Source organism: Rubripirellula tenax (assembly GCF_007860125.1).
GTDB classification, from domain to species: domain Bacteria; phylum Planctomycetota; class Planctomycetia; order Pirellulales; family Pirellulaceae; genus Rubripirellula; species Rubripirellula tenax.
The window spans coordinates 590,001-601,810 of sequence record NZ_SJPW01000002.1 but is presented as its reverse complement, the minus strand read 5'-3'; the positions used below and the strand labels follow the sequence as shown (position 1 = coordinate 601,810).

Annotated in this window: 10 protein-coding genes and 1 pseudogene; 4 read left to right on the top strand and 7 right to left on the bottom strand. The window is 55.4% G+C overall.

All coding sequences use genetic code 11. The annotated features are described in order from the left end of the window. Positions 1-67 precede the first annotated feature (67 nt). Entirely contained in the window at positions 68-607 is a 540-nt protein-coding gene (gene ruvX, locus Poly51_RS08015; protein WP_146456099.1) for a Holliday junction resolvase RuvX, read from the top strand. 24 nt (positions 608-631) lie between these two features. Here the strand turns inward: ruvX and Poly51_RS08010 are convergent, their stop codons facing one another. The 6 genes from Poly51_RS08010 to Poly51_RS07985 form a co-directional block, all read right to left on the bottom strand. Further along, on the bottom strand, positions 632-838 hold the full coding sequence (locus Poly51_RS08010; RefSeq protein ID WP_146456097.1) for a hypothetical protein: 207 nt from the start codon (positions 836-838) through the stop codon (positions 632-634). Positions 839-1,039: 201 nt separating this feature from the next. Then, positions 1,040-1,414, bottom strand: a complete 375-nt coding sequence (locus Poly51_RS08005; protein ID WP_146456095.1) for a hypothetical protein — start codon at positions 1,412-1,414, stop codon at positions 1,040-1,042. Positions 1,415-1,455: 41 nt separating this feature from the next. Further along, positions 1,456-3,060 (bottom strand): sulfatase-like hydrolase/transferase, encoded by a 1,605-nt coding sequence (locus tag Poly51_RS08000; RefSeq protein WP_246114339.1) that lies wholly within the window; start codon positions 3,058-3,060, stop codon positions 1,456-1,458. Positions 3,061-3,145: 85 nt separating this feature from the next. Continuing rightward, the gene (locus tag Poly51_RS07995; RefSeq protein ID WP_186775417.1) at positions 3,146-3,715 is read right to left on the bottom strand and encodes a DUF1579 domain-containing protein; all 570 of its coding nucleotides are present in this window, start codon (positions 3,713-3,715) and stop codon (positions 3,146-3,148) included. 155 nt (positions 3,716-3,870) lie between these two features. Further along, complete coding sequence (locus Poly51_RS07990; protein ID WP_146456092.1) at positions 3,871-4,275, bottom strand: DoxX family protein; 405 nt, start codon at positions 4,273-4,275, stop codon at positions 3,871-3,873. 47 nt (positions 4,276-4,322) lie between these two features. Then, on the bottom strand, positions 4,323-5,168 hold the full coding sequence (locus Poly51_RS07985) for a YciI family protein (protein WP_146456090.1): 846 nt from the start codon (positions 5,166-5,168) through the stop codon (positions 4,323-4,325). A 124-nt stretch (positions 5,169-5,292) separates the two neighbouring features. Here Poly51_RS07985 and Poly51_RS07980 point away from each other — a divergent pair, with 124 nt between their 5' ends. The 3 genes from Poly51_RS07980 (at position 5,293) to Poly51_RS07970 (ending at position 10,552) form a co-directional block, all read left to right on the top strand. After that, entirely contained in the window at positions 5,293-7,302 is a 2,010-nt protein-coding gene (locus tag Poly51_RS07980) for a sulfatase-like hydrolase/transferase (protein WP_146456088.1), read from the top strand. A gap of 73 nt (positions 7,303-7,375) precedes the next feature. After that, positions 7,376-8,935 (top strand): sulfatase-like hydrolase/transferase, encoded by a 1,560-nt coding sequence (locus Poly51_RS07975; RefSeq protein ID WP_246114338.1) that lies wholly within the window; start codon positions 7,376-7,378, stop codon positions 8,933-8,935. Between the two features lie 87 nt (positions 8,936-9,022). Next, positions 9,023-10,552: a sulfatase family protein gene (locus Poly51_RS07970; protein WP_246114337.1), complete on the top strand. Its 1,530-nt coding sequence runs from the start codon at positions 9,023-9,025 to the stop codon at positions 10,550-10,552. Between the two features lie 466 nt (positions 10,553-11,018). Here Poly51_RS07970 and Poly51_RS07965 read toward each other — a convergent pair. Beyond that, a pseudogene (locus Poly51_RS07965) lies at positions 11,019-11,810 on the bottom strand (IS91 family transposase); the annotation flags it as partial.

Sequence of the window (11,810 nt, the reverse complement as noted above, 5' to 3'; positions counted from 1 at the left end):
ATGTTTAATGACTGCCTGTGACATCTCTGATGCACTCGCGCCGCCAAAACTTCATAGAAACGACACCATGGATTCTTATCCCGATCCGACACCCGATGCAGATTCCGATTCGGACTTCCCCCGTACCGGCCGTGTTGCGTCCGTCGATTATGGGACGGTGCGCATTGGGATCGCGATCTGTGATCCGGATCGGATTTTGGCCAGCCCGCTCGAAGTCCACCCGGCGGCGAACTGGGAGGACGACGGTGACTATTTCCGCGAACTGGCGAAGGGTGAACGGATCGCGGCGTTTGTGGTCGGCTTGCCGATCCACTGCGACGGTGGCGAAAGCCAAAAGAGTTTGGAGGCAAGGAAGTTTGCCAAATGGTTGTCCGACGAGACGGACTTGCCGGTGCGATTATTCGACGAGCGGTTCACGACGTCGGCCGCGAAGTCGCGGATGGCTGATGGCGGTTACACACGTGCAAAAAAGAAGAAACGCATTGACGCTATCGCCGCGCTCGTTCTGTTGGAATCGTTCTTGGAAGCTTGTCGCTACCACGATACCGTCGCCGGAGAATCAGTGAACTCGCTAGCGACGGGTGGCGAACAGCTTGACGATCAATGACGCGGCACGTGGCCGCGACAAGGCTCAGGCCGCTTCGCAGCCCGACAACTTTTGCAACAACAATTCGAAACGATTTTCGGCGTCCCGACGACGCGAAACCCGTTCTTGGATCGTCCAACCCGATCGGATTTGCAGCACGCGGCGGGAAATTTCGGCATCCGAGGGCAGTGTCTCAACTTGAGCGTCTGCGTTGTTTTCCGAGATGCTGTTTTCGCAAGTGATGGTCAACATGATCAAGATCCTCCTGAAAAGTGATTCGTCCGAAGAGTGGGCTTCTTTGCATGACACTCGTTCGCATTCTGAAAGACCTGTAATGCAACAGGCGTGCCAATCGCTTGAACTGACACGACCGAATCAACTCGCGTTCGCGGAAAACCGCGTTTTTCCATCAATTCAGGCCGATCCAATTTATCTTTTCATCGCCTGACTCACTCAAACCCTGTCAACTTTGCCCCAGACGAATTGTTCAAACGATTGCAAATCCTGCAACTTTTGCTCGGGCAGCCGCATCAGTTCAAGATCGTCGCTGGCCGGATCGCCGGTGATCGCGTGACGGAGTTCAACCCACGTCGAAAGCGTGCATTTTCCCTGCAATTCACAGTACTGAATCAAACCCGCGGCATCGTAGATCATCCCGTAAATCTGCTGCCCGCCACCGTCGCGAACCCAGACGAAGGATCCATCCGGTTCGAAATGCAAAAGTGGCAGTCCCTCCAATCGGGACGATGACGCCTCAAAGCTTGTCGGGATCGGCTCGCGGCCACGCCCGTATAGATAGACGTGAAACGGATTCGACGATGAACTCATAAGGCTTTCTGTCCCATTGATAGCAACATCAAACTCAATCGCTACTCCACCGATTCTGTCAAAACCGGCTTCGGCGACACTGGCTGGCCAGAGGTGCCAACGACGTACTGCGCTTCATGCTCCCGCAAGCTCTCGATCAACTCGTTCATCATACGTTTGAGTTCAACCGGTTTGGATGTCGCCAAATTGACTTGCTCGAACGGATCGTCAACAAGGTTGAACAGTTCATACTCGGCGCCGTTGGAGTCTTTACCGGGAAAGTCGTGGTGAATGACCTTCCAGTCGCCATTGCGGTAGCTGGTGAAGTAGCTGGTCCGGTGCTCGTGCGGAAAATGCATCAGAAACTTTTTCGAATGGCTTGGGTCCGGTTCACCCGAAAGCAGTTTACGAAGCGATGTGCCGTCGATGGGATCATTGATCGGATCGTCGGTCGATGGCGCCATACCAACCAACTCGACGATCGTGGGCAGCAGGTCGCAAACATTCCCCATCGCCGACTGGATCGCTCCGGCCCGGATCGGCAATCGCTTTTGCATCGGATGGTTTTCGTCGGGCAGTCCCCAAGCCGCGATGAATGGGACACGCATACCACCTTCGTAGTGCGAGCCCTTCTTTCCGCGAAGTGGCGCGGCGCATGCAACGGCGTGCTCATGCCCGATCGGAGCATCCGAGCCGTTGTCGCCCAAAAACAGCACTAGCGTGTTCTCAGCAATACCAAGCTCGCGGATGTGAGCCATCAGTTCGCCGAGCGACTTATCCATGCCTTCGACCAGAGTCGCAAAATTCTGGTGGCGTTCGGGATGCTGAGCGCTTACGTAGTGATCGGCATAACGCGGGTCAGATTGATGGGGCGAATGCACTGCGTAGTGGGCCATGTACAAAAAGAACGGCGTCTTCGCTTCCACGGCATCCGTCATCGTGGCCTTCGCTTCCAACGTCAATGCATCCGTCAAGAATGTCTCGGTCCCAAAGTACTTGGTCAGGTGGGGCACCGCGCGATTTCTACCTTGATTCGGCTTCTTGCCATTACCTTTCGTTGCTTTCTTGTTCCCATAGTGATCGTTGCCAAAGTAAGACCCCGGCGCCCCGATTGCACAACCGGCAACGTTGATATCGAAGCCAAGATTCAAAGGCTCTTCACCTTCGGAATCAAACGGACCGAAGTGCCCCTTTCCAATGTGGATCGTTCGATAGCCAGCCGACTGTAACATTCGCGGCAATGTGGAATCGCTGGTACGCAGCCCACTCCAATTCCATTGTGGCGGCCCAAACTTGCCTCCATTGTTGGCCTCGGGCGCAATCCAAGTCGTCGTGTGGTGCCTCGCCGCATTCTTCCCTGTCATGATCGAAATACGCGTGGGCGAACAGACACTCATGGCGTAAAAGTTGCTAAATCGAATGCCGTGGTCAGCCAACTGTTCCATGTTGGGAGTCCGGTAGTAGTCATTCAATGGGTAACGCTTGGGTTGCCCATCGGCATCGGTCAAGAAAGGCAGCGACGTGTCCATCACTCCCATGTCGTCGACCAAAAAGACGATCACATTGGGCGGTGCGGACGATCCAGGGTCGGCATCACATCGCGTCGCCATCGACCCAAGACATGCGGCCCACAGAGCCCAAACCAAAATGCGAACATAGAACATCATCGAGTCTCACTTGCGTGCGGGAGTTTGGATGTCGAGCGTGGGTGATTGAGAAACATTGCGTCTGTTCGTCGGAGTTCGGCAATCGTCAGTCTGCCGACTTCGTCGCGGCATTGCGAGTCGCCTCGGCCGTCATGAAAGTAAGCCACTTGCCGTCGTCGCCCATCATTTCAGACGTGGTGATGAACGTGTCAGCGTTCACAAATTCGTAGCTGTCGCGAAAGGTGGTCAACTTGCCCTCGGCCATGAAGTTCGGACCCTCTGCGAGAAGCACCAACTTCTTACCCGTTGCGTCCACGCGGCCTTCGTAGTGCCACAAGTGATTCATCATCGAATCAACCCAAGTGCCAACGTACTTTTCTTTACTCGCATCAAAACCGATCGTCTGGATCGCTTTGAACTCCGCTCCACCCATGTCGCCCGACATTTCGTTGATCACCCAAAACTCACCCAGCATTTTAGATCTCATCGAGCCGGAACACTCCATCGAAGGTTGTTCGTCAGACGCGACTATTTTCGACGTGGAAGTCCACTCGCCAACAAACCGCCCGAGTAGCTCGTGCTCTTTCTGCGCACCCGGCAATTCGGGTTCCTGGGCCTGGATTGGCGAGAAACAGAAAGCCACCCATGCGGCGATGGCACAAACCAAATTCTTCACGACGGGGTCCTTTTTTGTGCGTAGAAGCAGTGCTGTTCAAAGGGCCGGCAGAGCACGTCGAAACGCGACAACAGCTGGGTCAACAACACACGACGGTGAATCTGCCCTCGGCAGACTCTCCACTATAACGAAACGGAGTGGCCCAGGATGCAATCTTAAGACTGCACCGCATCGGCCGCACCGCGCCCCAGCGCGAGCCGAAATACGTCGGGCTGGCGAAGCCCCAGGGCTACCCACGCCAAAACGCCAATGATGATCGGGAAAAAGTACGGCTCACCGACGCGAACGTGAGTCGCTACCGCTCCACCTAGGTAGGCGGCAAGCAGTATCGAGCCAACGAACGCCGTTCTTGGAATCAGAATCAAGATTGCGATCGCAACTTCGACGATGCCGATCATGAACATCACATCCTCTGACCATCCCAGCTTGGCGAACATTTCGTCTTTACCCTCCCATTGAGTGAACTTGCCCGATGCACTGGCTCCGACAAGAAACAGAGAGACAAGGACGCTCAAAACCCAACCTGCCGTTCGCGACTTCTTTGTTCCGCTCGTTTTCATTTTGTTTCTTTCGACGACGTTACTGTTTCAATTCAAGGATCCGAGAATCACTGTGCCTTCCCGGGAACCATCACCATCCATCCCACGCCAAACTTGTCGGTAACCAGACCGTATCGCGGCGACCAAAATGTTTGCACCAGCGGCATGTCGACCGCACCACCCTCCGCAAGCGATTCGAACGCTTTGTCGGCGGCTTGTTCCGTCGATACCGATAGTGCGATCCGAAATCCGTTGAACTTCGCTTTTTGGTCACATCCATCGGAAACCATGATGTTCGTTCTTCCCATGGTAACCGTCGCGTGCATGATCTTTGATTCAAAGCCCGGCGGAACCATACCATCGGGAAGTGGATCGGGGCTTTCATCGAAACGCATCTTCATGACTACCTTGGCGCCGATCGCTTGCTCGTAAAAATCGAGAGCTTCTTCGCAGCGCCCCCCAAAGAACAGATACGGCGTCACGATGGCGTCACGCAGCGAGACTTGACTCCCAAGACTGTCTTCCTGCTTTCGCAACTCGCCGGTCGGATCGCTCTCAGCAAAGTCTTCTGCCTCATAGACCGGTCGAATATCAATGTCGGAGTCCTCCAGCATCGGATTCGGGCACCGCTTCACCCATTCGACCGCTTCTTCCATGTTGGCAACTTCCCAAAGCCAGAAACCAGCGATCAACTCTTTTGTCTCTGCGAATGGCCCATCCGTCACGGCTCGATCGCTTCCGTGAAAACGAATTCGCTTCGCTTCGGAACTCGGTTTAAGTCCCTCGCCGGCCTTCATGACTCCGGCATTCACCAGCTGCTCATTGAACAGCCCCATCTCGGCAAGCAGGCGTTCGCTAGGAAGCACCCCCGCTTCCGAGCCCTTCGTCGCTTTGACGATGACCATGACTCTCATCTACTTGCCTTGCCTTTTCTTAAAGTGAATCGTTTCCGCAAACGGCGGGATCGACAGCGGTAAGCGCAGTATGATGGCCTGAGCATGCCCGTGGAATGACGCCGCTGCCAAAGTGAATCAATCCATGCAACGTTCCAAAGCAAAGCCGATTTACGAGACCCGAATGCCGTACCCGAACTTCAAACTATCGTTCATCGCGTCGATCATCGCAGCTTTTTCTGTGGTGTCATCCGCAGTAGCCGCCGACGATCAAACCAAACCCAACGTCGTCTACATCATGTCCGACGATGTGGGATGGGGCGACTTGAGCGTTCACGGCGGCGGCGTACCTACGCCAAACATTGATCGACTATTTTCACGCGGTGTGGAAATGACCCAGTTCATGGGTTGGTGCGTTTGCTCGCCGACACGGGCGATGTTGCTGACCGGACGTCATCCAATTCGTGTTGGAACGGGACCTGAAGTGGGCGGCGAGTTAGCGCTCGAAGAAACGACGATCGCCGAGGGTTTCAAGGCGAACGGCTATCGCACCGGTGTGTTTGGCAAATGGCACAACGGCAACGATCCTGATACGCCCAAGTTTCGTGCTGCCTTCGCCGAAGCATTCAAGCACATGCCCAATAAAAAGCTTGAGGGTGGTCACGGCGTGAACTCGCACGGCTTCGATGAAGCGTGGATCTATTACGGCGGCGGATCGGATTTCTTTAATCGTCGCACAGTCAAAGGCAACGGTCCGGTTTCCTGGTGGCACAATCTTGAGTTCCGCGAACAGGACAAGGGCTATACCGATGACCTTGTTACCGAGCGGGCCATCGAGTTTATTCGCGATAGCAAGGACAAACCGTTCTTCTGCTACGTTCCGTTTCATATTGCTCACGCACCGCTGCAGGCAAAGGATGGTGATCTGGCTGCCATCGACCCGAAGCTTGCCGCCAAGCTGCACGCCGCCAGTGAGAAGACAACCGAAGAAGACAAACACGTCCACGCGGCAATGCTGCATTCGATGGACTTGAACGTGGCTGCAATTGAAGCCGAGCTAGAGAAATTGGGCTTGAGCGAAAACACGATCTTGGTTTTCACCAGCGACAACGGGGCGATGGAGGCGGGCAGCAGCCTTCCCTTGCGTGGCCACAAGCACTCGATCTATGACGGTGGCGTCCGGTTGCCGACTGTCTTTCGTTGGCCCAAGGGCGGATTGGTCGGTGGCAGGCAATGGGACGGACTTTGCGGCGCGCTGGACATGTTCCCCACGCTGATGGGAATGACCGGTTCGACGATGCCTTCAACGCAACCGCTGGATGGAAAGGACGTCTGGCCGGCGCTACGCGACAACCAGCCGAGTCCCGTTGAAAGCTATTACTTTGTCTGGCGAGACGAAGACGCGATTCGCACCGACAAATGGAAGCTGCATCGATTTTTCAATCGCTTTGAACTTTATGACATCGTCACAGACGACATCGAAGCCAACAACGTCGCCGATGCGAATCCCGAAGTTGTCAAGTCGCTCACTGCGAAAATGGATGCCTGGTCGGAATCGCTCGGACTCGCGCTCGGCCACCAGCCTGCACCGGCGAAATATCATGCTCCCGCCGCGCCCGAAGGCGAAGTGCTGGCAGTAACCGTCACCATTTCGGAAAACGCCAAACCAAGAGACCGACTTTCGATCTCGCTGGCGAATTGGAACGGCACACAGTACGCCACGGACTGGGTCGAATACGACATCGCGTTTTCACCCAACACGCCCAAGCGGCATCCTTACTACTCCACGCTCGAAGGCAATAACTCGAAACCGTTCGGTCCACTTTTCAAGCTAGGCACCGGCGTGGATCAGTTCGGCCGCGATCAGGTCATTGGTCCCGGCATCGCTGATGGGAAGAGCGTGTGGGAACATCGAATCGTGGGTTTGAGCAGCACTGCACCGGGACCGCTTGGCAAACACGGCGTCGTCTTTAGCGGCGGCAAAGCTGGCACGTTCACGATTTATCTGGACAACCTCCGCATCCGCCATGTCGACGGAAGTACGACGCCGCTATGGACCAACCGCAAGGACACACGCGCAGGAAACTTTAAGGAAAACGAATTTTTCAAAGACATCAAGGTTCAAACGGTCAACGTCGCGGATGTCCGGCAGTAACGAATCGCAGACGCTTCGTGCGTCTACGCGTTGCAAACCCACAAACCAGATTCATTCTTCAGGACGAACTCTCGTGCTCAACAAACTCTCGCTCTGCCTTTTCGCCGTGGTTGTCTTTTGCGGTCGGTGTCATGCCGCCGAAAAACCAAATATCGTGCTGTTGTTCATAGACGACTGGGCATGGAACGGGTCACCAGTTGCAATGGATGATTCGCTGGCCAACTCGCGAATGCCAATCCTGCAAATGCCCAACGTCGATCGACTGGCACGCGAAGGCATGAAGTTCCGCAATGCTTACGCGTCGCCACAGTGTTCACCGTCGCGAGTGTGTGTGCAAACCGGTTTGTCGTCACCTCGCAGCGGCTACACGGTTTACTTGAACGACCGGGGGCAGGAATACTATGACACCAAAGGTTATCCCAGCTATCCGGTAGTCCCGTGTGTCTCCGACATGATGATCGATGAAGACGCCGTCACGATTCCGGAATCGCTCGAGCCGCTGGGGTATGTCAGTGCTCATGTCGGTAAATGGCACATGCGCGGTGACCCCGGTGATGAAGGCTATGTGCTTCACGACGGCGACACCGATAACAATCCCGGCAATACGTTGAAAGCGAATTTGAAACAAGGTGAAGCGAAACCGCGACGACTGCCCGCCGATCTAACCGATCCCAAGCTGATGTTCAGCGTCACGGAGAAGGCGATTGGTTTTATGGAGGAACAGGTCCAAGCCGGCAAACCGTTCTATTTGCAGATCTCACATTACGCCATGCACGCGGGGCAGGAGTGTCTACCGGCAACTCGAGAAAAGTACGCTAATCTTCCACTCGTACAAGCTTGGTACAAAGAAAACAACAAGGACAGAAACACCGTCAAACTTGGCGATGACCCGGCGGTTTGGTTGGGAATGGCAGAAGACCTCGATGGCCGAATCGGTGCCGTGCTTGATCGCATTGCAGCGTTGGGTATCGAAGACAACACCTTTGTCGTGATGGTTTCGGACAACGGTTATCGCCATCATGAACTACACGTCAGTCCTGGACTGACCCAGCCGCATCACGGTGCGAAGTGGTGGGTTTGGCAGGGCGGCATTCGTGTGCCGATGATCGTCAAAGGCCCTGGCATCAGAGCCGGCACTAGCTTCACAGGCAACGTTGTCAACTACGACTTCCTGCCGACGTTCGTGGATTGGGCGGGAGGAGACTCGCGGCAGCTCAAGGACATCGACGGTATCAGCCTCGCAACCTACATGACGGGCGAACAGCCGGACGCTGCGTTCCTGAATCGCAATCTGTACTTTCACTACCCACACTATCGCTCGGGCATGCCCCATTCCGCTATCGTGTCAGGGGAACACAAAGTGCTGCATTTCTATGATCGGCCAGACATCCCGATGTTGTTCGATCTGTCAGCCGACATGGGCGAGGTCCATAACATCGCCGACAAGCATCCCGCTAAACACAAGCAGCTATACGACCAGATGATGAGCTATTTCAATGAAGTTGGCGCGAGAATCCCGAAGCCGAATCCTGACTACGATCACGCCGTTTATAAAGACGACAAAGAATATGCGGAGCGCGTTATGTGGGGACCGTTTGAAGGCGAGCGACCGCTCGAGGACGACGAGAAATAGGGCATGCTACAGCGATTGATCGCGATAAAGCCGTGCTTGCATGAAATACGATGCGCGAATGAAACACCCCGACTCATGGATTTACCGATGCCCTGCTCAGGACGACTTCGTACGCTAACGTTTGCGTTATACGCGACGATACTTCTTGGCCATGGTTCCACCGCGGCGGCCGCAGACACTCCGCCCAATGTCATCTTCATCTTTGTTGACGACCAAGGCTACTACGACCTGGGTTGCTACGGCGCGACCGAAATTGAAACGCCGCGAATCGATGCGATGGCTGCGGAAGGGACTCGATTCACTGACTACTACGCGGCGGCTCCGATTTGCAGTCCTTCACGCGCTGGCCTGCTGACCGGATGTTACCCGCGCCGAGTCGGCAATCATGTTTGGGTGCATCGTGCCGATTCAAATTCCGGCATCCATCCGGACGAACTGACGATTGCGGAGCTCTTCAAGGACAATGGCTACGCAACCGCGTGTGTCGGAAAATGGCATCTTGGATTTCACGAGCCGTTTCTGCCACGCAATCAAGGCTTCGATCATTACTTTGGGTTGCTGCACAATCTTGATCCAGTTGAGATTGTTTACTTCGCGGATAAAGGTGGCGTACCGCTGATGCGGAATGACGACGTCGTCAAGCGTCCTGCTGATCCCGCAGAATTGACAAAGCTGTACACCGACGAAGCGATCGGGTTCATCGAACAAAACAAGCAGCACCCATTCTTTCTGTATCTGCCGCACACGATGCTGCACAATCCGCTGGGCGTCAGCGACGAATTCAAAGGCACGTCAAAGTGGGGCGAGTATGGCGACGCGATTCAGGAACTTGATCATAACGTCGGCCGCATTTTTGACATGCTGAAGCGACTGAACATCGACGACAACACGATCGTCGTTTTCGCGTCAGACAACGGTCGCGGCCCGGGACGTACGCCGGACCAGAAAATCAAGGGTCGCAAGCTGTCAACTTACGAAGGCGGAATTCGCGTGCCAGCAATTGCATGGGGGCCGGGTTTCGGATTGCAGGCGGGCGAAGAATCGTCGGCGGTCGTGCGTGCGATGGATTGGTATCCGACACTGGCAACTTTCGCAGGCATCAAAGTTCCCGAAGGACGCGTGATCGACGGTCGCGACATCAGCCCGTTGCTGAAGGGCGAAACCAAGTTTGTGCCTGCCGCTGGAATGAAGAAGTCGCTCAACGCGGCGGTACCGCTGCGACGCCGATGGGCTCCCGCTGGTGAATGGGCTGACATCATCACACGAGCAGAATACAACGACGCGTTCTTTTACCACGGCAGCCAAGGCGCACTGGCGGCCGTCCGCTGGAAAAACTGGAAGCTGGTTTTGAATCCCAGCCTTCAACTTTACGATCTTGCCGAAGATCCGGGTGAATCTAAACTGGTTCGCGATCAGGAGATCACACGCAAGATGCGCGGCATGGCGATCATGTTTCAAGAAGAAATGCAACTGGACGCTCGTCCCGCCGGCCAAGTCTCCGTACCGCGATCCGATGGCAAAACCGAAATCCCGCAAGAAACGCCCGGCCGACTGAGCGGATCACCGGCGACAAGGACGACCCCAGAACGCACGGAGATGAGCTTCGAAAAAGAATGAACGAGCTCGGAATTTCAACCAAGCTAACATTGATCAAGGACGCCCCATATTCGTTCACGGTTCAACAAATTTAGTTCGACGAAATGGCCAACGTGGCCGATGAATTTTTCAAACGCGACTTAAAATTGATTGGTCTCGTGGGAAGAATGCACCTAGTTAGCCTATCGAGTCAGTTCAAATCGCTCTGAGAACCTGCGTAGTTTTCTTCTGTAGTGGAATCGCGGTAGGGACTGCCGTCGCCGGCAGCCCCCCGCACAGATCCGTACGTGAAGTTTTCCCTCATACGGCTCCTGCTCTGAGTCGGGCGTGATGCCGAACATTGGGGTAAAGATGGAGGATTTTTGTTTTGCAACATCAGTGTGACGCGGGACGCCCTTGTTCTGAAACACCAATCCGAGGTTACGCAATGCCGCGAAACCGACGCACCTCAATCAACCGTCAAACTGCGCCCTGAAGAGACCACACCCGTCACTTCCGCTTCATCGACCGACACGATGCGACTGTTGTTGATCGCCACGCGATGCACGTACGGTGCCAAGTATTTCAACGTCGGCACGCCATGCCCGACCGGTTGGATGTCGACGACGAAGTGTTTACCCCAGACTTGCTTGGGGACACCGTCGTAGAGGCCCGCCGCTCGCAGTTCGTCGGCGAGCTTGGCTTTGTAGACTCGTATCAGCGTCGCATGATGGAACAGGAAGTTCTTCGGCGTGCTCTGCCACGAGACCGCGTCGCCGCGATCATCCAACTTCACTCCGCCGCCGGGAACGACATAGTGAATGTGCGGATGATAGACGGCAGGGTCACGCCCCCACGTATGCAGCACACCGAAGAACCCCAGCGCGCAACCGCGCAGTGACTTGGTCGCCGCACCGACGTCACGGATGCTTGCACTGCTGGCATCGAACAGACAGCGGTAACCGTCCGCTTGATGGGCGCGCAGCACCGAGCCCAGTTCACGAGGAACCGTGAACGTGACCAGGAAGTGATGCACCGGCATCAACTTGACGGACTGAGCCTCAATCCACAGCTGCGTTTTCTCGTGGCCACAGTTCGGACAGTGCCGATTGCCACACGAACGACCGACCCAATGTTCGCGTCCGCATCCGTCGCACTGGTAATGAACGCCCCCGAGCGCGCCGGTGCGGCAACGCACGATCGCGGCCAAGACTTTCTGCCCAATGGTTGAGACGGAGCCTGGATTCTGTTTCAAGTACGCCGGTGCGAACTGCCGCAAGGCATCCGCGACCGAAGGCAT